Origin of the sequence: Xanthomonas sp. WHRI 7065, from assembly GCF_040203115.2 — a bacterium.
GTDB lineage: Bacteria > Pseudomonadota > Gammaproteobacteria > Xanthomonadales > Xanthomonadaceae > Xanthomonas > Xanthomonas arboricola.
In genome coordinates this window covers 2,686,834-2,706,515 of sequence record NZ_CP168194.1, presented here as the reverse complement: position 1 = coordinate 2,706,515, position 19,682 = coordinate 2,686,834, and the positions used below count along the sequence as shown (strand labels likewise).

At 65.9% G+C, this 19,682-nt stretch carries 15 protein-coding genes and 4 tRNA genes; 15 read left to right on the top strand and 4 right to left on the bottom strand.

What is annotated here, in order from left to right; all coding sequences use genetic code 11:
* The first annotated feature begins 1 nt into the window (after position 1).
* From ABQY64_RS11335 to ABQY64_RS11285, 11 genes are all read left to right on the top strand, one after another.
* The gene (locus ABQY64_RS11335) at positions 2-466 is read left to right on the top strand and encodes a biopolymer transporter ExbD (protein WP_047128748.1); all 465 of its coding nucleotides are present in this window, start codon (positions 2-4) and stop codon (positions 464-466) included.
* Positions 463-2,232, top strand: coding sequence for a lipid A export permease/ATP-binding protein MsbA (gene msbA / locus ABQY64_RS11330; RefSeq protein WP_016902580.1), 1,770 nt, complete (start codon positions 463-465; stop codon positions 2,230-2,232). Before ABQY64_RS11335 ends, msbA begins: the two co-directional genes overlap by 4 nt.
* Positions 2,229-3,266 (top strand): tetraacyldisaccharide 4'-kinase, encoded by a 1,038-nt coding sequence (gene lpxK / locus ABQY64_RS11325; protein WP_102256608.1) that lies wholly within the window; start codon positions 2,229-2,231, stop codon positions 3,264-3,266. Before msbA ends, lpxK begins: the two co-directional genes overlap by 4 nt.
* Before the next feature lie 283 nt (positions 3,267-3,549).
* On the top strand, positions 3,550-4,329 hold the full coding sequence (kdsB, locus tag ABQY64_RS11320; protein ID WP_349779399.1) for a 3-deoxy-manno-octulosonate cytidylyltransferase: 780 nt from the start codon (positions 3,550-3,552) through the stop codon (positions 4,327-4,329).
* Entirely contained in the window at positions 4,326-4,790 is a 465-nt protein-coding gene (locus ABQY64_RS11315) for a low molecular weight protein-tyrosine-phosphatase (protein WP_065047425.1), read from the top strand. The genes kdsB and ABQY64_RS11315 overlap by 4 nt, the downstream gene beginning before the upstream one ends.
* 23 nt (positions 4,791-4,813) lie before the next feature.
* Positions 4,814-6,232 (top strand): hypothetical protein, encoded by a 1,419-nt coding sequence (locus tag ABQY64_RS11310; RefSeq protein ID WP_349779400.1) that lies wholly within the window; start codon positions 4,814-4,816, stop codon positions 6,230-6,232.
* On the top strand, positions 6,229-8,085 hold the full coding sequence (gene uvrC / locus ABQY64_RS11305; RefSeq protein ID WP_349779401.1) for an excinuclease ABC subunit UvrC: 1,857 nt from the start codon (positions 6,229-6,231) through the stop codon (positions 8,083-8,085). Before ABQY64_RS11310 ends, uvrC begins: the two co-directional genes overlap by 4 nt.
* A complete protein-coding gene (pgsA, locus tag ABQY64_RS11300) occupies positions 8,085-8,717 on the top strand; it encodes a CDP-diacylglycerol--glycerol-3-phosphate 3-phosphatidyltransferase (RefSeq protein ID WP_016902574.1) in 633 nt (210 codons plus the stop codon). The genes uvrC and pgsA overlap by 1 nt, the downstream gene beginning before the upstream one ends.
* 36 nt (positions 8,718-8,753) lie before the next feature.
* A tRNA-Gly gene (locus ABQY64_RS11295) sits at positions 8,754-8,829 on the top strand.
* A gap of 68 nt (positions 8,830-8,897) precedes the next feature.
* A tRNA-Cys gene (locus ABQY64_RS11290) sits at positions 8,898-8,971 on the top strand.
* A gap of 81 nt (positions 8,972-9,052) precedes the next feature.
* A tRNA-Gly gene (locus ABQY64_RS11285) sits at positions 9,053-9,128 on the top strand.
* 552 nt (positions 9,129-9,680) lie between these two features.
* Here the strand turns inward: ABQY64_RS11285 and ABQY64_RS11280 are convergent.
* Positions 9,681-9,764 (bottom strand) — tRNA-Leu (locus ABQY64_RS11280).
* A gap of 142 nt (positions 9,765-9,906) precedes the next feature.
* Here ABQY64_RS11280 and ABQY64_RS11275 point away from each other — a divergent pair.
* Positions 9,907-11,199: a nucleotide sugar dehydrogenase gene (locus ABQY64_RS11275; RefSeq protein ID WP_349779402.1), complete on the top strand. Its 1,293-nt coding sequence runs from the start codon at positions 9,907-9,909 to the stop codon at positions 11,197-11,199.
* On the opposite strand, the gene ABQY64_RS11270 is transcribed toward ABQY64_RS11275, so the two are convergent.
* Together ABQY64_RS11270 and ABQY64_RS11265 are read right to left on the bottom strand one after the other, a co-directional pair.
* Positions 11,183-12,442 (bottom strand): TIGR03862 family flavoprotein, encoded by a 1,260-nt coding sequence (locus ABQY64_RS11270; protein WP_047128741.1) that lies wholly within the window; start codon positions 12,440-12,442, stop codon positions 11,183-11,185. The genes ABQY64_RS11275 and ABQY64_RS11270 overlap by 17 nt on opposite strands.
* An 11-nt stretch (positions 12,443-12,453) precedes the next feature.
* Positions 12,454-12,885 (bottom strand): FKBP-type peptidyl-prolyl cis-trans isomerase, encoded by a 432-nt coding sequence (locus ABQY64_RS11265; protein ID WP_349779403.1) that lies wholly within the window; start codon positions 12,883-12,885, stop codon positions 12,454-12,456.
* A 61-nt stretch (positions 12,886-12,946) separates the two neighbouring features.
* Between ABQY64_RS11265 and ABQY64_RS11260 the strand changes: the two genes are divergently transcribed.
* The 3 genes from ABQY64_RS11260 (at position 12,947) to ABQY64_RS11250 (ending at position 14,966) form a co-directional block, all read left to right on the top strand.
* Entirely contained in the window at positions 12,947-13,312 is a 366-nt protein-coding gene (locus ABQY64_RS11260; protein WP_102256604.1) for a DUF6164 family protein, read from the top strand.
* A gap of 35 nt (positions 13,313-13,347) precedes the next feature.
* Positions 13,348-14,109, top strand: coding sequence for a sulfurtransferase (locus ABQY64_RS11255; protein WP_039514437.1), 762 nt, complete (start codon positions 13,348-13,350; stop codon positions 14,107-14,109).
* A 209-nt stretch (positions 14,110-14,318) separates the two neighbouring features.
* Positions 14,319-14,966 carry a response regulator gene (locus ABQY64_RS11250; protein WP_016904564.1) on the top strand — a complete coding sequence of 216 codons (648 nt, stop codon included), beginning with the start codon at positions 14,319-14,321 and terminating at the stop codon, positions 14,964-14,966.
* Positions 14,967-15,552: 586 nt separating this feature from the next.
* Here ABQY64_RS11250 and ABQY64_RS11245 read toward each other — a convergent pair.
* The gene (locus ABQY64_RS11245; protein ID WP_349779415.1) at positions 15,553-19,308 is read right to left on the bottom strand and encodes an Rne/Rng family ribonuclease; all 3,756 of its coding nucleotides are present in this window, start codon (positions 19,306-19,308) and stop codon (positions 15,553-15,555) included.
* Between the last annotated feature and the right edge of the window lie 374 nt (positions 19,309-19,682).

Sequence of the window (19,682 nt, the reverse complement as noted above, 5' to 3'; positions counted from 1 at the left end):
GATGCGCATCGGCAGTGACCGAGGCCAGGACGAGCCGCATATCGATCTGGTGCCATTGATTGACGTCATCCTTGTCCTCATCATCTTTTTCGTGGTGACCACGACTTTCGACGCACGCTCCACGCTGCAATTGCAGCTGCCGACCGCCAGCGACCAGCACAGCAGCACACCGCCACGTTCGCTGAGCGTGCTGGTCAATGCCGATGGGCGTTATTTCATCAACGATCAGGAAGTGCTGCGGTCGGACGTGGACTCGCTCAAGCAGACCATCGCCCAGCTCGCCGGCGACGACCGCGAGCAGACGGTGTTGCTGCGTGCCGATGCACGCACGCCGTATCAAGCGGTGGTGACCGCGCAGGATGCATTGGGGCAACTCGGCTTCCGCCGCATCGCGATCGCCACAGCGCCTCAAGCCGGGGCGACACCCACGACCGGCCAGACACGCACTAACGGAACCCGCCAGTGACCACCTCCAACGACCGCCCGGCGCCAGTTTCGTCCTGGCGCACGTACCGTCGCCTGCTGGCCTTCGCCAAGCCGTATCGCCTGTTGCTGGTCGCCGCGCTGATTGCCGCGCTGATCGAAGCGGCCGGCACGACTGGCTTCCTGGCGTTGATGAAGCCGATCACCGACGAGACCTTCATCTACAAGAATGCCGAAGTCAGTCGCTGGCTGCCGGTGCAGATCATCCTGTTGTTCGTGGTGCGCGGGGTTGCCGGCTACATCACCGATATGGCGATGGGTAAATCCGCACGCAGCATCGCGCGCGACCTGCGCGTCAAGGTGATGTCCAAATATCTGCGCCTGCCGGGATCGCGCTTCGATTCCGAACCGGTACCGTCGATGCTGATCCGGCTGGGCTCGGACTCGGACCAAGTGGCGCAGGCGGCGGTGGATGCGGTCAAGGTGATGATCCAGCAGTCGCTGCAGGTGATCGGCGCGCTGGCGCTGATGCTGTGGCATAGCTGGCAGGTCACGCTGACCATCCTGGTGCTGGCACCGGTGCTGGCCTGGGTGATGGACAAGGTGGCGCGGCGCTATCGGCGCATCAGCCACAGCATCCAGGAAAGCGGCGCGCATCTGCTGCAGGCGGCCGACCAGACCTTGTCCAGCCATCAGGAGGTCAAGATCTACGGTGCCCAGCAGACCGAAATGGAGCGCTATGGCGCGCTGGCCGACCGCAATCTGCGTCTGGCGATGAAGGTCGAATCCACGCGTGGCATTTCCACCGCCACGGTGCAGATGATCGGTGCGATCGGCCTGTCGGCGCTGCTGTTCGTCGCCGGTGCCCAGGCACTGGCCGGGCGGCTGACCGCCGGCGACTTCGTGGTGCTGATGACCTCGATGCTGACGATCATTCCGGGCCTCAAGCAGCTCACCAATGTGCAGAACATGGTGCAGCGCGGCCTGGCCTCGGCCGAGCGCCTGTTCTCGGTGCTCGACAGTCCCGACGAGCCGGACCAGGGCGCGGTGCCGCTGACGCGCGCCAAGGGCCTGATCGAATTCCGCAATGTCACTGCACGCTATCCGGGCCAGGTGAACCCGGCCCTGGCCGAGGTCAGTTTCGTGGCGCAACCGGGCACGGTGACGGCGATCGTCGGGCGTTCCGGCAGCGGCAAGTCCAGCCTGATCAAGTTGATCCCGCGCTTCTACGAAGCAGAGTCCGGGCAGATCCTGCTCGACGGGCACCCGGTGCAGGCGTACGCGCTGGCCGATCTGCGGCGGCAGATCGCGCTGGTCGGCCAGCAGGTCATGCTGTTCGACGGCAGCATCGCCGACAACGTCGCCTATGGCGAAATGCGCAGTGCCGACGCCGGCCAGCTGGAACGCGCCATCCTGGGTGCCAACGCGATGGAGTTCGTCGCGCAATTGCCCGAAGGCCTGCAGTCGCATGTGGGCACCAAGGGCGGGCGCCTGTCCGGCGGCCAGCGCCAGCGTCTGGCGATCGCGCGCGCAATGCTCAAGGACGCGCCGATCCTGATCCTGGACGAAGCCACCGCGGCGCTGGACAACGAATCCGAACGCCTGGTGCAGGACGCCTTGCACAAGCTGATGCCGGACCGCACCACGCTGGTGATCGCGCACCGCCTGTCCACCATCGAGCATGCCGACCAGGTGCTGGTGATGGACCAGGGCCGTATCGTCGAACGCGGCACCCATCACCAATTGCTGGAGCAGGGCGGCTTGTACTCGCACCTGCACGGCATGCAGTTCCGCGAACGTCAGGCATGAGCAAGCGCGGCACCCGCACGCCGGGTTACTGGTACGACAATGCGCCGATCCCGCTGTCGGCGCGCCTGTTGGCGCCGGTCTACGGCGCTGCCATCGCGCTGCGACGCGCCCTGTATCGCCGCGGCTGGCGCAAGCGCCACGGCGTGCCGGTGCCGGTGATCGTGGTGGGCAACGTCACTGCCGGCGGCACCGGCAAGACGCCGTTGACGATTGCCCTGGTCGCCAAGTTGCAGGAGGCCGGCTGGACGCCCGGCGTGGCCAGCCGCGGGTATGGCCGTGACGAATCGGGCACGGCGCGCTGGGTCGAGGCGGACACGCCGGTCGCGCTCGGCGGCGACGAGCCGGTCCTGATCGCCTGGAAGACCGGTGCCCGCGTACGTGTGGACAGCGATCGCCTGGCTGCGGCGCGCGCCCTGGTCGAAGCGGGCTGCGACATCGTCGTCTGCGATGACGGGCTGCAGCACTACCGGCTGGCCCGCGATGTCGAGATCGAAGTGGTCGATGGCCAGCGCCGCTACGGCAACGGGCGCCTGCTGCCGGCCGGGCCGCTGCGCGAGCCGGCTGCACGCGCACGCGACTGCGATTTCCGTGTGGTCAATCTGGGCCAGGCAAGCGCAGCAGCGACCGCACCTGCGCCTGATGACGCCGGATTCGGCGAATGGCAGATGCGCCTGAGCATCGACAGTGTGCAACCGATGGATGGCAAGCGCGCTCAGCCATTGAGCAGGCTTGCCGGCCAGCGCGTGCATGCGGTGGCCGGGATTGCGCACCCGGAACGGTTCTTCGCAATGCTGCGCGCGCGCGGCATTGGCGTGGTGCCGCATGCCTTTCCCGATCACCATGTCTATCGCGCCGCCGACTTCAGCTTCGGCAGCCGCCTGCCGGTGCTGATGACCGAAAAGGATGCAGTGAAGTGCAGGCCATTTGCCGACGAATGGCTGTACAGCGTGCCGCTCAAGGCGGAGCTGCCGGCTGCGTTCTGGGTGAGCCTGCTGGATCGCCTGGACAAGTTGGCGAGCCGGCAAGGGGTGTGAACGCTGCGCCGGTGGGCGATCTGCGGCTTGGTTGCAGGGTCCTTGCCGACTCAATGTCGTGGGACACGCCGCAAGAACATCAAGGTCCCGCGACGTTGGGCGGGCAAGGACCAATCAAGATGGTCGGTGTGCCTGTGCGGGCAGTACGGGCAGCGGCGCGTAGTGCCGATGTCGGGCATCGCTGCCCAACTGACCGCCGCGACTTCGCTCAATCACACCACCACATCATGCGATTCGGTTATCTCGTTTCTTCAACTCTTCCTGCTTTCCAGAGCGCGCACGCATGACCACCACAACCCCTGCAGATTTCGTCGTCGCCATTCCCGCGCGCTACGCCTCCACGCGCTTGCCGGGCAAGCCGCTGCAGTTGATCGGCAATCGCCCGATGATCCAGCATGTGGCCGAGCGGGCGCTGCTGGCCGGTGCGCGTGAGGTCTGGGTGGCCACCGACGATGCACGCATTGCCGAGGTGATCGAAGGCCTTTCCGGCGTGCATGTGGCAATGACCGGTAACGAACATGTATCGGGCACCGACCGGCTTGCCGAATGCGCGCGGATCGCCGGCTGGGAAGCCGAGACCTGCGTGGTGAACCTGCAGGGCGACGAGCCGTTCGCGCCTGCCGCCGGCATCCGTGCGGTGGCCGAGCTGCTGCTGCACTCCGGCGCCGAAATGGCCACGCTGGCCGCGCAGGTCGACAGCGCGCACGAGCTGTTCGATCCGAACGTGGTCAAGCTGGTGCGTAGCGCAGCTGGCGACGCCTTGTACTTCAGCCGCGCGCCGATTCCCTGGCATCGCGATAGCTTCGCCAGTCAGCGCGACAACTTGCCCAGTGACGGGCAATGGCTGCGCCATATCGGGATCTACGCATACCGCGCAGGATTTCTGCAGCGCTTTGCGGCAATGCCGCCCGGCATGCTGGAGCGCATCGAGTCGCTGGAACAATTGCGCGTGATGGAGGCCGGCTACCGCATCGCGGTGGCCTTGACGCCCGAACAGTTTCCGCCGGGCATCGATACGCCGGACGATCTGGCGCGCGCGCAAACCCGCATGGCAGCGGCATGAGGGTGCTGATCGTGTGTCTGGGCAATATCTGCCGCTCGCCAATGGGCGAGGGCGCCCTGCGTGCGCGGCTGGACGAGGCGCGGTTGTCGCGGCGGATCGAGGTCGATTCGGCCGGCACCGGTGACTGGCATGCTAGCGATCCACCGGACCCGCGCGCGATTCGCTGTGCACGCGGCCATGGCGTGGACATCTCCGGGTTGCGCGCGCGCCAGGTGCGTGGCGCCGACTTCGAACACTTCGACTGGCTGCTGTGCGCCGATGGCAGCAATCTGCGCGATCTGCAACGCATCGCCCCGGCGCCGCTGCGCGACAAGGTCGCGCTCTGGCTGCCCTGGGCCGGTGTGGAAGAGCGTGACGATATCCCCGACCCCTACACCGGTGGCATGGACGATTTCGAGCGTGCCTGGCAGCTGGTCGATACCGCTGCGCGCCAGACCGTGGCCAGACTCACCCGCAGCTAATCGGGCTTGGGCATAATTACGGTATGACTGCCCAGCTTACCCAGGAATTGCCGGAATTTCCTACCTGGCTCAATGCCAGGCCATCCACCCTGCAGGAGCATCGCGGGCGGGCGCTGGTGCTGGCATTCGTCAATGCCAGCTCGGTGTGGTGCGCCGAGCGCCTGGCCGAGCTGGCGCAGTTCCAGGCGCGCAGCCCCGGCCGGCTGCAGGTGATCGTGGTGCAGGTGCCGCGTTTCGACAGCGAACGCGAGCCGCAACGCGCGCTCAAGCAGCTGCGCGGCCATGGCGTCAGAGCGCCCATCTTGCTCGACAGGGACTGGGAGACCTGGCGCCGTTTCGGCATCGAATCCTGGCCGACGCTGGTGCTGCTCGATGCCTACGGCCGCGAGCGTCAGCGCCTGGTCGGCGTGACCGGCGATCTCGACAAGGCGCTGGTCGCCCTGTGCGAAGGCCAGCAGCCGCCGTCGGATGCCGATCTGCATGGAGTGGCCGAGCGCGATCCCGAGCCGCGCCTGGAGCTGCGGTTTCCAACCGGTCTGGCCGCCACCGAGGACCGCCTGTACATCGCCGACACCGGCCATCACCGCGTGCTCGAATGCACGCATGGCGGCCGCGTGCTGCGCCAGTTCGGCCACGGCAATGCGGACTTCATCGATGGTGGCGTCGGTGAGGCGGCGTTCCGGCGTCCGCAAGGCCTGGCGCTGGAGCGCGACCAGCTGTATGTCGCCGATACCGGCAATCACGCCCTGCGTCGCATCAACCTGCGCAGCGGGCAGGTCGACACCTTGTGCGGCACCGGGCGCTCCGGCGAGCCGGTCGAGGGGCCGCTGGCGTTTGCCGGCGCCTCGGCGCTGAACTATCCGCAAGGTCTGGCCGTGGCCGACAATCAGGCGTTGATCGCCATGGCGGGCGACAACCGCATCTGGAGCTATGACCTGGGTCGCGCCGCATTGAGCGCACGCGCCGGCACTGGTGCGCTCGAGATTCGCGATGGCAGCGGGCATCTGGCCGCATTTGCACAGCCGGCCGGCCTGGCCGCGGTGCAGCAGGTGGCCTACATCTGCGATGGCCTGGGCTCGTCGATCCGCACCATGCAATTGCGTGGCGATCTGGTGCAGACCCTGGTCGGCGGGCAGGGCACCTGGCAGTTCGGCGACGAGGACGGCCCGCGCGGTACTGCACGGCTGCAGTTTCCGCAAGCCATCGCCCTGGCGGCCGATTCGCCGATGCTGTGGATTGCCGACACCGGCAACGGCCGCCTGCGCTGCCTGCGTCTGGGTGGCGGCGAACTGACCACGGTCGCGCTGCCACGCCGCCTGCATGGCCCGGCCGGGCTGGCGGTCGCCGCCGGTGCGGTGTGGATTGCCGAGACCGATGCCCATGCCGTGTTGCGCTACGACCTGGCGAGCGGCGAACTGCGCGATGTTTCGATAGAAGAATGAACGCAAGGCCCCAATCCGATTTCGATGGAAAGGCGTTTGCTGCGCAACTGAGCACCGCGCCCGGCGTCTACCGCATGTACGCGGGCGACGACACCTTGCTGTATGTCGGCAAGGCCGGTGCATTGCGCAAGCGCGTGGGCAGCTATTTCAACGGCACGCCGAAGAATGCGCGGCTGACCTCGATGCTGTCGCAGGTCGCGCGGATGGACGTCACCGTGACCCGCAGCGAGGCCGAAGCGCTGCTGCTGGAAAACCAGCTGATCAAGTCGCTGTCGCCGCGCTACAACGTGTCGCTGCGCGACGACAAGAGTTATCCCTACGTGCTGCTGACCCGCGAGCAGTGGCCGCGCATCGCCCTGCATCGTGGCCCGCGTGCCGTGCAGGGGCGGTATTTCGGCCCGTACACCGGCGTTACCGGCGTGCGCGAAACGCTTAGCCTGATGCACAAGCTGTTCAAGCTGCGCAGTTGCGAAGACAGCGTGTTCCGCAACCGCTCGCGGCCGTGCCTGCAATACCAGATCGGCCGCTGCAGCGCGCCCTGCGTGGAGCTGGTTGCCGCGCCCGATTACGCCGAATCGGTACGCCGCGCCACCATGTTTCTGGAAGGCAAAAGCGACCAGCTCGGCGAAGAAATCATGCAGTCGATGCAGCAGGCCAGCGAGGCGCTGGAGTTCGAGCGCGCCGCACGCCTGCGCGATCTGCTTTCTTCGTTGCGCAGCATGCAGAACCGTCAGTACGTGGACGGCCGCGCGGCGGATCTGGACGTGCTGGCCTGCGCCACGCAAGCCAGCCAGGCCTGTGTGCTGCTGCTGAGTTTTCGCGACGGCCGCAACCTGGGCACGCGCTCGTTCTTTCCCAAGACTAATGGCGAAGACAGCGCGGACGAAATCCTGGCTGCGTTCGTGTCGCAGTACTACGCCGAACATTCGCCGCCACGCGAGATCCTGCTCGATCGGGAGATTCCCGATGCCGAGCTGATCGAAGCCGCACTCAGCACCGCCGCCGAATACAAGGTGGCGTTGAAGTGGAACGTGCGCGGCGAGCGTGCCGGCTATCTGCTGCTGGCGACACGCAATGCACAGCTGACCCTGGTCACCGAACTCACCAGCCAGAGCGCGCAGCATGCACGCAGCGAGGCATTGCGCGAGATGCTGGGGCTGGCCGAGCAGGTCAGGCGGGTGGAGTGCTTTGACATCAGCCACACCATGGGTGAGGCGACGGTGGCCTCGTGCGTGGTGTTCGATGCCAGCGGCCCGGTGCGCGGCCAATACCGGCGCTTCAATATTTCCGGGATCACGCCGGGCGACGACTACGCCGCGATGCGTCAGGCCATCGAACGGCGTTTTCGACGCGCGGTGGAAGAAAACGGCGTGCTGCCGGATGTGCTGCTGATCGACGGTGGCGCCGGTCAGCTCGCACAGGCGAAGGGCGCGCTGGCCGATCTGGGCATCGAGAATGTGCTGCTGGTCGGCGTGGCCAAGGGCGAGGAGCGCAGGGCCGGGCACGAGGCACTGATCATGGCCGACGGCCGCGAACTGCGGCCGGGTGCGGCATCGCCGGCACTGCAGTTCATCCAGCAGGTGCGCGACGAGGCGCATCGCTTTGCGATCACCGGTCACCGCGGCCGCCGCCAGAAGGCGCGCATGACCAGCAAGCTCGAGGATATCCCCGGCATTGGCCCGCGCCGACGCGCGAACCTGCTCAAGCATTTCGGCGGCCTGGTCGGGCTCAAGGCCGCCGGCGAGGCCGAGATTGCGCGGGTGGAGGGCGTCAATGCCGCACTTGCCGCGCGAATCTACGCTAACCTGCACGGGCTGGCGCTTCCCGATGCGGCAGGCGAGTCGAGTCCGTAATGAAGTTGACCATCCCCACGTGGCTGACACTGCTGAGGATCGTGATGATCCCGGTGTTGGTCGTGGTGTTCTACCTGCCGTACACCTGGACCAATTTCGCCTCCGCCGGCGTGTTCGCGCTGGCTGCCATCACCGACTGGCTGGATGGCTGGGTCGCGCGGCGTTATCACCAGTATTCGGCCTTCGGCGCGTTCCTGGACCCGGTGGCCGACAAGTTGATGGTCGCAGTGGCGTTGTTCCTGATCGTGCAGGGACACCCCACGCCGTGGATGGCGTTCTGGGCGGCGGTCATCGTCGGCCGTGAAATCGCAGTGTCCGCATTGCGGGAATGGATGGCCGAAATCGGCCAGCGTGCCAAGGTGCGGGTGGCGGTGATCGGCAAGGTCAAGACCACCGCCCAGATGGTTGCGCTGCTGTGTCTGCTGTATTCGGTGACGCCGGGGCAGATGCCCACGCACGAAATATGGTTCGGCAACCTGATTTTCCGTGCCGGTTACTGGACGCTGGCGATCGCCGCATTGCTGACGCTGTGGTCCGGATTCCAGTATCTGCAGGCCGCCTGGCCAAGCCTGCGCGCCGACGAAAAAGCCGCGATCACCAGCAAACCGAAAAAAGTCGAAAGCAATAGTTGACAGCGATGCTGTTCGCTGTAGAATTTCGCCTCCCAAGCGGGAATAGCTCAGTTGGTAGAGCGCAACCTTGCCAAGGTTGAGGTCGCGAGTTCGAGTCTCGTTTCCCGCTCCAGATGTAGACAAGGCCCCTTGCCGGAGGTCTCGTTGTTTCAAGGCAGGATGCCTTGGGTTTGATGTTTCGGCCTGGTGGTAGAGTGGTTATGCAGCGGACTGCAAATCCGCGTACGCCGGTTCAATTCCGGCCCAGGCCTCCACATTGCATGCGTTGTTTCATGCGTCGGCAACGACGACAGGACTGGCGCAACGAAGTAACAAGCTGTACAATTTTGCTCCACGCGGGAATAGCTCAGTTGGTAGAGCGCAACCTTGCCAAGGTTGAGGTCGCGAGTTCGAGTCTCGTTTCCCGCTCCAAATTCGAACCCTGTATATCGAACGATATACAGGGTTTTTTATTGGCCGATGCTGGTGTCGGGCTAGCATTTGAGGAGGGCAACTATTGGCCTTCTTCTCGCTGACGTAGGGCAGCGTGCTTGATGCCAGATGTGCATTGCGCTTGGTGCACCGCTCGCGCCAGGTCTTTTGCCGCAAACAAGATCGCATCGTTGGCGTGGCACTGCGTGGATGCTGCGGTTGGTGCTCTCCAGGCGCAGGGAAAGGCACCGCGGCCAGCATCGCTATGCAATGGCGCGCCGCTTCATCTCATTCAAAGCAGATCTTGGCATCGCTGACCACGTCTATCGCAGCCGTGATCACCAATCTACTCGCGCTATTCCATCTCAGCCTGCGATGCGCTGACGGTTGCGGTGATGTCCGAGACAGGGGAGCTGGCTGAGGGCGCGCCATGCATTTGTAAGCGCAACGCAGAGGCTGGACTGCTCTATGCGAGAGCGCTGCAACCATCGCAGCAGGCAAGGTTTGTCGACGCGTCGATGGCGTTGCGCACTTTGCAGTGCCACTAGAGCGTGCCCGGGGCGGGAATCGAACCCGCATAGCCTTGCAGCTGAGGGATTTTAAGTCCCTTGCGTCTACCAGTTTCGCCACCCGGGCATTGCGATAGCGTGCCTGATTGCGCGCCGATTGTGAATCGCCGCGTCGCCGGTTCGCCACACTGATGACCGGATGGCTGCCTGCGCTATGCTCCCACCGCGCAGGCGCGCAGCAACCGGCTGCGCACGATCGAAGGAACCGCATGTCCAGCACCACGCTACTCGCTCCGCAGCAGGCCCGCATCGCCGTGATTGGATTGGGCTATGTCGGCCTGCCGCTGGCCGTTGCATTCGGCGAGCAACGCGATACGTTGGGCTTCGACATCGATGCGCAGCGGGTCGCGCAGCTGCGCGACGGTCACGACGCCACGCTGGAGCTGGACGACACCGAGCTGGCTGCCGCCACCCGGTTGCGCTACACCGCGAATGCTGCGGACCTGGCTACGTGCAGCATCTTCATCGTCACCGTGCCGACGCCGATCGACAGCTTCGAGCAGCCCGACCTGGAACCGCTGCGCAGTGCCACCACGCTGATCGCCGCTGCGCTCAAACCCGGCGACCTGGTGATCTACGAATCCACCGTTTACCCGGGCACCACCGAAGAAGTCTGCGTGCCCTTGCTCGAAGCCGCATCGGGGCTGCGTTTCAACGACGACTTCTTCTGTGGCTACAGCCCCGAGCGCGTCAATCCGGGTGACCGCCAGCGGCGTCTGCGCGATATCCGCAAGATCACCTCCGGCTCCACCGCAGAAGCCGCCGATGCGGTCGACGCGCTGTACACCAGCATCATCACTGCCGGCACCTGGCGGGCGCCGTCGATGCGCGTGGCCGAGGCAGCCAAGGTGGTGGAAAACATCCAGCGCGACGTCAATATCGCGCTGGTTAACGAGCTGGCCTTGATCTTCGACAAGCTGGGTATCGATACGTTGGACGTGCTGGAGGCTGCCGGAACCAAGTGGAATTTCCTGCCGTTCCGTCCCGGCCTGGTCGGTGGTCACTGCATCGGGGTGGATCCGTATTACCTGATGCACAAATCCGAAAGCGTGGGCTATCACCCGGACCTGATCCACACCGCGCGCCAGGTCAACAACCGCGTCGGCCGGCACGTGGCCGAGCGCGTCTGCGGCATGCTGGCCACGCGTGGCGTGGTGCTTGCGCAGGCGAGGGTGCTGGTGCTGGGCGCCACCTTCAAGGAGAACTGCCCGGACCTGCGCAACAGCCGAGCGCTGGAGCTGGTGCAGCTGCTGCAAGCCGCGGGCGTGCAGGTCGACACCTGCGACCCGTGGGCCGACCCCGCAGAAGCGCTGCAACATGCCGGCGTGCAGTTGTGCGAGCTTGCGGACGAAGGTGCGTACGACGCCGTCGTGCTGGCAGTCGCGCATGCGCAATACCGCGACTACGACACCCGGCGCATCGCCGCACTGGGCAAACCGGGTGCGGTGATTTACGACGTCAAATCGGTGTGGCCGCGCGAGGCGGTCAGCGATCGTCTGTAGCGCGGTCGGTCTGCTGCAGCCACTGCACCGCGCCATGCGCGGCACGTAATCCGCTGGCGAAGCAGGCGGTCAGCAGATAGCCGCCGGTCGGTGCTTCCCAGTCGAGCATCTCGCCGGCGCAGAACACGCCAGGCTGCGCGCGCGCCATCAGCTGCGCATCCAGCGCCTCCAGCTGCACGCCACCGGCCGAGCTGATCGCCTCGGCAAGCGGACGCGCTCGCAGCAGCCGTAACGGCAAGTGTTTGAGCGTACGCGCCACCAGCGCAAGATCGTCGCCCGCCTGTTTGCCCAGATGTTCGTAGAGCAAGGCGGCCTTGACGCCGTCGATGCCGACCTGCCGGCGCAGGTGCTCGCTGAAACTGCGTCCCTTGCGCGGTTTTTCCAGTTCGGCGCTGACGCGTTCCAGCGAGCGTCCCGGGAGCAGGTCCAGGCCAAGCTCGGCGACGCCATCGGCATCGATCTGCGCGCGCAGATCCGCAGCCAGCGCATAGATCAGGCTGCCCTCGATGCCGGTGGACGTGGCAACGCACTCGCCCTGCAACTGCTGCGGTGTGCCGCTGCGATCCTGCCAGTGCGCGACCACGGGCTTGAGCGGCGCGCCGGCATGCCGCTGCACAAAATGCGCGCTCCAGGCGATGTCGAAGCCGCAGTTGGCCGGCACCAGCGGCGCCACCGCAATGCCGCGTTCCTGCAGCACGCCTTGCCAGCGACCATCGGAGCCGAGCTGCGGCCAGCTGCCGCCACCGAGCGCCAGCACCACGGCATCTGCGGTGCGTTCGACATCACCGGTGGGCGAGTGGAAACGCAGCGCACCGTCATCACTCCAGCCAAGCCAACGATGCTGCACATGAAACGTGACGCCCTGTTCCTTGAGTCGGCGCACCCAGCCACGCAGCAGCGGCGCGGCCTTGCGATCCATCGGGAACACGCGCCCCGAGCTGCCGACATAGGTCTCCACGCCCAGATCGCGCGCCCAGGCGCGCAGCGCGTCCGCATCGAACTGTTGCAACCACGATGCAACGGCCTCGCTGCGCTCGCGATAGCGCTGCGCAAACAACGGCATCGGATCGGAGTGGGTAAGGTTCAAGCCGCCCTTGCCGGCAATCAGGAACTTGCGCCCCACCGAACCCTTGGCTTCGTACAGGTCGACCGCAAGGCCTGCCGCACATGCCACCTCTGCCGCCATCAGGCCGGCCGGTCCACCACCGATGATGGCCAGCCGCCGCTTGCTCGCATCCGTCATTGCTCAGCCCTTCAGCGCGGCTGCACGCCGAGCAATTCCACATCGAACACCAGCGATGCGCCGGGCGGGATCACGCCGCCAGCGCCGTTGTCGCCATAGCCGTACGCGGGCGGAATCATCAAGCTGCGCTTGCCGCCCACACGCATGCCGGCCACGCCCTCGTCCCAGCCGCGGATCACCTGATGGCCGCCCAGCACGAACTGGAACGGCTCGGCGCGGTCGAGCGAGCTGTCGAACTTCTTGCCATGCTTGTCGGCGGCTTTTTCGTCGTACAGCCAGCCGGTGTAGTGCACGGTGACCATCGCGCCCGGTGTGGCTTCGGCACCGGTGCCGATGTTGCGGTCGATCCGCTCGAACGTGGCGATGGTGCCGCCGGACGGCGGCAGGGCAGGCGCACAGCCCGCGAGCAGCAGGGCAGCACAAAGCGTCAACAGAAGGCGCATGGGATGGTCCAGCAGAGGGAGTGCGTCATTATCGCACCTGGCTCCCGGTATCATCGCGCCCATGGCCAAGCTGCTGCTCAATCTGCGCAATGTTCCCGATGACGAAGCCGACGAGGTGCGGGCGCTGATGCGCGAGCATCTGGTGCAGATCTACGAAACCCGGCCCAGCAACTGGGGCATCTCCGCCGGCGGCATCTGGCTCAGTGACGATGCCGATTACCCGCGCGCCAAGGCGCTGATGGATGCGTATCAGGCCCAGCGCGGCGCTGTGGCGCGTGCGCAGCGCCAGGATGCGCTCGCTGCCGGCACGGCCGAAACCTTCGGCGCGCTACTGCGCAAGCGGCCGCTGTTCGTGATCGCCACGTTGGTCGGCATGCTGGTTGTCGCCTCGCTGGTCCTGCTGCCGTTCCTGCTGTTGCGCGGCTGATCGCACCTGCGGCCGCATCGGCTTAAAATGGCCGCATGATCACCAATACCGCTGCCTACCAATTCGTCACCATCCAGGACCCGCAGTCGCTCGCCGACAGCGTCCTGGCACACGCCGGGCAGCAGGCCTTGAAGGGATCGGTGCTGGTGGCCGAAGAAGGGATCAACCTGTTTCTGGCCGGCGAAGCCGAGCAGATCGACGCGTTCTATGCGTGGCTGCAGGCCGATGCGCGCTTTGCGCAGATGCGCATCAAGTACAGCCTGAGCGCGTTGCAGCCGTTTGCGCGGCTCAAGGTGAAGGTCAAGCCGGAGATCATCAGCTTTCGTCGCGACGATGCCTCGCCGCTGCAGGGCCGTGCGCCGGCGGTGACGCCTGCCACGCTGCGTGAATGGATGCGGGCAGGGCGCGACGATCGCGGCCGCCCGTTGGTGCTGCTGGACACGCGCAATGCCCAGGAAGTGGCATACGGCACGTTCCAGGGCGCGTTGACGCTGCCGATCGACAAGTTCACCGACCTGCCGGCAGCGCTGGAAGCACATCGCGCTGCATTGGCCGACGCCACCGTGGTCAGCTTCTGCACCGGCGGCATTCGTTGCGAGAAGGCGGCGTTGTGGATGCAGGCCGACGGCATGGACAACGTGCTGCAGCTTGAGGGCGGCATCCTCGGCTACTTCGAAGAAGTCGGGGGCGAAGGCTACGACGGCCGCTGCTTCGTGTTCGACGAACGCGTTGCACTCGATGCGCAATTGCGCCCATTGGTGGATGCCGAGCGCAGCACCGAAGCAGGAAAAATCTGACCGAGCGCGAGTGAAATGCCCGATGTTCGCGTATTGGGCCCGCTCGCATCATCCGATCACGCCGCGATAGTGCACGCAATGCCTACCATGACACGTGGCGGTAGAGTGCTTCGCGCTCTTACTCGAACGTAATACGTCGCATCGAGCTTGCCCTGAATTATTCACGGAGATAGGCTGCACCAGCCAGCCGCACAGCGAGGACAACAAGGATGACCATCAGAGTTTTTCTGATCGACGATCATGCACTCGTGCGTACCGGCATGAAGATGATCCTGTCCAAGGAAGTGGACATCGATGTGGTGGGAGAAGCGGAGAGCGGGGAAGCGGCCTTGCCGCAAATTCGTCAGCTCAAGCCCGAGATCGTGCTGTGCGATCTGCACCTGCCCGGTGTCAGCGGCCTGGAAATCACCGAGCGCATCGTCAAGGGCGATTACGGCACCCGCGTCATCATCGTCTCGGTGCTGGAAGACGGCCCACTGCCCAAGCGTCTGCTCGAAGCCGGCGCATCGGGGTATGTCGGCAAGGGCGGCGATGCGCAGGAGCTGCTGCGTGCGGTGCGCGAAGTCGCCCTGGGCCGGCGCTATCTCGGTAATACCATTGCGCAGAATCTGGCCCTGTCCAACCTGGAAGGGGGCAGCTCGCCCTTCGACGCGCTATCGCCGCGCGAACTGGAGGTCGCTCTGTTGCTGACCCAGGGCCTGCGCCAGGAAGACATCGCCAAGCGCTTGAATCTCAGCGCCAAGACCATCAACACGCACAAGGCGCGCCTGTTCGAGAAGGTCGGCATCCAGGACAACATCGCCCTGGCGCGTCTGGCCAATCAGTACGGTCTGACCGATCCGGCGCGTACCTTGTAAGCCACGCCCTCGGGTTTCGATCTTGCAGATGCAGCAGTCAGATGCTGCTGCACAACGAGTCAGTGACAAGAGCCTAGACGCTGTTTTGCTCTGGAGAGGAACTCCTGCGTGTACGCGAACGCGCGTGTTCGCTTAGGCATTCAACGCCCGAGAGGTGCTTCGCTTGCGACGGCTGCCGATGATGACCTGGCGTAGCGCAGCACACCGCGGCATTGAAGCAGGGCGATTGAGTCGGTCTGGGCGCTGCTGCATTCTTCGATGACGAGCGGTTGCCGATGCGTAGCAGCGGACATTTAGGTTTGCTGGCGTGGATGTACTTACGGTGTAGAGCCATGATGGTGCTGGCTTCTGCCTGAGTCGCGACATTTGCGACAGCAGCTCCGGCGCTCGTTGATGCGGTGGGAACAGTGCCCGGGACAAGTGCGACTGCGAGCGCGGCAACTGTTTCGTTGCGATCCCTGCAATGCCTGGTCATCCAGTATCGGCATGACACTGCCGCACACAAAAACAAGGCGGCCCGAAGGCCGCCTTGTTTGACACTACCCGCCTGGATTCACGCAGGCGGGTTCAACCGGCTGGGAAACGATCAGTGATCGCCACGCGGCTTGTTGGTGTCGTCCTGCTGCTCCTGCGCGTCATCGCCATTGCGCGCTGCATCTGCCGGCTTTGCTGCCTCGGACACGACGACCGTCGGCTTCGGCTTGTCAGCAGTCTGCTCGTTGGCGTCCGCAGACAGCACGGGCGCGACCGCTGCCGGCCGCTCAGGCGCCTTGTACGGCACCGGCGTTTCGGCCTGCGTCGATGTCGCGGTCGCTGCTGTTGCGTCGGCCGGAGCCAATGCGTCAAGCAGCGTGGTCTGCACAGGAGCGTACGGCTTGCGTGCCGGCGCAACGTCGGCAGACGGCGAGGTCTGCGGCACGGTTGCGGTGGACGTCGCGGCAACATCGGCTACCGGGCTTGCCGCCGATGACGGCTCGGCATGCGACGGCTTGGACGTCACCACGTCCGCCTGCGCGCTCAAAGACGCAGCAGCGACCTGCTTGGGCACACCGACGGCTGCCGGCGCTGCGTCGGTTTTCGCCGCCTCCGCGTGCGTTGCTGCCGCGGCTGCAACCGGTGCTGCCTGTTCTTCCTGCCGAGCAACCGCAGGCGCTGCAGCGTCGGCGGATGCCGACGATGCCGACGATGCCGGCGTTGACTGCACAGCCGGCTCGGGCGAACGCACGGCCGGAGGAGCAACACGCTCGACCGGCTGAGCTGCAGGAGCCGGAGCCGCGGCTGGTGTCGCGACCGGAGCCGAGGCGGCAACCGATGGCGAGGCAGCGGACGGAGCCGGAGCGGCAACCGGCGCCTGAGCCGGCGGGGTCGCCGATTCCTGCGCAACAACCGGAGCCTGCGGCGCTTGCGGGGTCGTCGATGCAGCGGCAGAAGCCTGCGCAGCCGGTGCTGATGCAGCCGGCGCCGCGTTGCTGGCCGGTGCGGTTGCAGCCGGTGCCGGAGAGGCCGCCGATGCGTCGCCACGTGCGTGTTCGGCTGCGGTGACTGCCGGAGCTGCAGCCTGCTGCTCGAACGACGGCGTGGCATTGGAAACCGGCGCCGTGGTCGACGTTGTGTCAGCCGCCAGCGGTGCTTCCGCACGCTCCTTCGGGACCGGGCGCGGCTTCACTGCGGCCGGAGTGCTGGACTCCGGCTTGGCGCGTGCCGATACCGCGGGCGTGCTCGCGTCGTCGTCGAAGTCGAACTCCGGTTGACCGGCGCGCGGGGCAGCCGAGGTGTGGACCTGCGCACCGGCTTCGTCGCTCTCGTTGTCGCCATCGAGATCGCCTTCGGCGTCGCCGTCCAGATCGTCCGTCTCCAGACCATCGACGCCGGCACCGCCTTCACCGTTTGCGCCAGCGCCGCGACGGCGACGACGGCCACCGCGACGACCGCGACGACGACGGCTGCCGCCTTCGCCATTTGCCGCATCATCGCCTGCTGCCTCCGGCGCCTGGCCCTCCGCATTTGCGTCGGTACCGCGATCGGCCTGCGACTCGGTCACGATGACCTCGACCGGATGCGCCGGGGTGGCCGCAGCTGCTGCCACTGGCGTTGCCGGTGCTGCAGTGTCGGCAATTGCCGCGACCACGGTTGCAGTCGTTGCGGTTGCAGCAGTCGAGGTCAGCGTCTGCGCCGAGGCAGTGCCTTCTTCCTGACGCGCAGGACGCTGCTGCCGCTCGGACGGCGCGCCGTCCTGCTGCTGCGCAGCTGCACGCGGCGGGCGCGGTGCCTGGTTCTGCGGCTTCTGCTTCTGCTGCTGGGCCTGCTGCGGCTGCTTGGGCTGTTGCTGTGCCTCGTTGCGCGGCGGCTTGGGCACCTGCACCTGCTGCGCCTGACCGCCGTTTTGCGCAGCCTGGCCGTTGGCCGGCTGGCGACGCTCGTCACGACGCTCCTTGTTGGCGCCATTGCCGTTGCCGTTACCGCCATTGCCGCGGTGCTGATTGCCACCGTTGCCGCCGTTGCGGGCATCGCGGCCGTCGCGACGCTGGCCGCCACGATCGCCACGCTCGTTGCGGCTGCTGCGGCCGGCATCGTTCTGACGCGGACGCTGGGTCGACTCGGGCGCAGGCGCAACCGGCTCGACGCCGCCGAAGATGCGCTTCAGCCAGCCGACCACGCCGGTCACCGGCGCGGGAAGCGGCAGTGGCGCGACCGGAGCCGGTGCAGGTGCGGCAACGACCGGGGCAGGGGCCTCTTCACGCAGCGGAGCCGGCTGGCTCGGCTTGATCGAGGTCACTGCCGGCGCAGCCGGGATATTCAACTGTGCCTTGGTCAGTGCATGCACCGGCAACTTGCGCGGGGTGCCGCGCTGGTAGCTCGGCTTGCCGCTGTCTTCGCCCAGCTCGTTCTCACGCAGACGCGTGACTTCGTAGTGCGGGGTATGCAGCTGCTCGTCGGCAACGATGATGATCGGCGACTCGTGACGCTGCTCGATCTCACGCAGCGCGCTGCGCTTTTCGTTGAGCAGGTAGTTGGCGATCTCCACCGGGGCCTGGACCAGCACCTGTCCGGTGTTTTCCTTCATGGCGTGCTCTTCGGCCACGCGGATGATCGACAGCGACAGCGACTCGACGCTGCGCATGCGGCCATGGCCATCGCAACGCGGGCACACGATCTGGCTGGATTCGCCCAGGCTCGGACGCAGGCGCTGGCGGCTCATTTCCATCAGGCCGAAGCGCGAGATGCGGCCCAGCTGCACGCGTGCGCGGTCGTACTTGAGCGCGTTCTGCAGCTTGTTTTCGACTTCACGCTGGTGCTTGGTCGAGGACATGTCGATGAAGTCGATCACCACCAGGCCGCCCAGGTCGCGCAGGCGCAGCTGGCGGGCCACTTCCTCGGCCGCTTCCAGATTGGTCTGGAAGGCGGTTTCTTCGATGTCGCTGCCCTTGGTGGCGCGCGAGGAGTTCACGTCGACGGCGGTCAGCGCTTCGGTCTGATCGACCACGATCGAGCCGCCCGACGGCAGGCGCACGTTGCGCTCGTAGGCGCCTTCGATCTGCGATTCGATCTGGAAGCGGTTGAACAGCGGGATGTCGTCGGTGTAATGCTTGAGCTTGCGCAGGCTCTGCGGCATCACCTGCTGCATGAATTCCTGGGCGTCGGCGTACAGCTCCGGCGTATCGACCAGGATTTCGCCGATGTCGGCGCGCAGGTAGTCGCGCAGGGCGCGGATGATCAGGCGCGATTCCTGGTAGATCAGGAACGCGGCCGGCTTGCTGAGCGCCGCCTCGGCGATCGCCTTCCAGGTCTGCAGCAGGTAGTCCAGATCCCACTGCAGTTCTTCGGCGTCACGGCCGACACCCGCGGTGCGGATGATCACGCCCATGTCGTCGGGGATGTCGAGCTTGTCCAGCGCTTCCTTCAGCGCGGCACGGTCTTCGCCCTCGATCCGGCGCGAGACGCCACCGGCGCTGGGCGAATTGGGCATCAGCACCATGTAGCGGCCGGCCAGCGAGATGAACGTGGTCAGGGCGGCGCCTTTGTTGCCGCGCTCTTCCTTGTCCACCTGCACCACGATTTCCTGGCCCTCGCGCAGCAACTCGCGGATGGTCGACTTGTTGTGGTCGACACCAGCCTGGAAATAGTCGCGGGAGATTTCCTTCAGCGGCAGGAAGCCATGGCGCTCGGCACCATAGTCCACGAACGCCGCCTCCAGCGAGGGCTCGAGCCGGGTGATACGGCCCTTGTAGATGTTGGACTTCTTTTGTTCCTTGGACGGCTGTTCGATGTCGATGTCGTACAGGGTCTGGCCGTCCACAATCGCCACGCGCAGCTCTTCGGCCTGCGTTGCGTTGATCAGCATTCGCTTCATTGTTGCGTTCCTCTCGCGCTCTACCGCGCGGAACGCCGTGACGTTTCGCCTCTGGAACAGCTTGTCGGCCCTTCGCGCAACGCGCGGACAGGCCTGACCAGGGTTTCCAGCGCTGCAACACCACGGCAGGCCGCGGGAGCGCTTGTCTTAAGTTTTATAGGTGTTTCAGGGCCGGCAGCCGCGTCCGGACGAACCGGGGCAGCGCACGGGACATGTTCAGCGCGACGGTCAAAAACCGCCGGCGATGGCCGGGTAGGCCGGTGAGCCGCTAACATGGCCGCCCCGGGGGCGGTGGTCGCGCACTGTACCGGAATCATCGGAAGGCAGGCTTCTGGCCAATCAACTTCCAACGAAATCAAACCCTT

Bases quoted from the DNA above. Each gene is read 5' to 3' on its own strand.
- ABQY64_RS11335 (WP_047128748.1), top strand. From the start codon at position 2: ATGCGCATCGGCAGTGACCGAGGCCAGGACGAGCCGCATATCGATCTG.
- lpxK (WP_102256608.1), top strand. From the start codon at position 2,229: ATGAGCAAGCGCGGCACCCGCACGCCGGGTTACTGGTACGACAATGCG.
- kdsB (WP_349779399.1), top strand. From the start codon at position 3,550: ATGACCACCACAACCCCTGCAGATTTCGTCGTCGCCATTCCCGCGCGC.
- ABQY64_RS11315 (WP_065047425.1), top strand. From the start codon at position 4,326: ATGAGGGTGCTGATCGTGTGTCTGGGCAATATCTGCCGCTCGCCAATG.
- ABQY64_RS11310 (WP_349779400.1), top strand. From the start codon at position 4,814: ATGACTGCCCAGCTTACCCAGGAATTGCCGGAATTTCCTACCTGGCTC.
- uvrC (WP_349779401.1), top strand. From the start codon at position 6,229: ATGAACGCAAGGCCCCAATCCGATTTCGATGGAAAGGCGTTTGCTGCG.
- pgsA (WP_016902574.1), top strand. From the start codon at position 8,085: ATGAAGTTGACCATCCCCACGTGGCTGACACTGCTGAGGATCGTGATG.
- ABQY64_RS11275 (WP_349779402.1), top strand. From the start codon at position 9,907: ATGTCCAGCACCACGCTACTCGCTCCGCAGCAGGCCCGCATCGCCGTG.
- ABQY64_RS11270 (WP_047128741.1), bottom strand. From the start codon at position 12,442: ATGACGGATGCGAGCAAGCGGCGGCTGGCCATCATCGGTGGTGGACCG.
- ABQY64_RS11265 (WP_349779403.1), bottom strand. From the start codon at position 12,885: ATGCGCCTTCTGTTGACGCTTTGTGCTGCCCTGCTGCTCGCGGGCTGT.
- ABQY64_RS11260 (WP_102256604.1), top strand. From the start codon at position 12,947: ATGGCCAAGCTGCTGCTCAATCTGCGCAATGTTCCCGATGACGAAGCC.
- ABQY64_RS11255 (WP_039514437.1), top strand. From the start codon at position 13,348: ATGATCACCAATACCGCTGCCTACCAATTCGTCACCATCCAGGACCCG.
- ABQY64_RS11250 (WP_016904564.1), top strand. From the start codon at position 14,319: ATGACCATCAGAGTTTTTCTGATCGACGATCATGCACTCGTGCGTACC.
- ABQY64_RS11245 (WP_349779415.1), bottom strand. From the start codon at position 19,308: ATGCTGATCAACGCAACGCAGGCCGAAGAGCTGCGCGTGGCGATTGTG.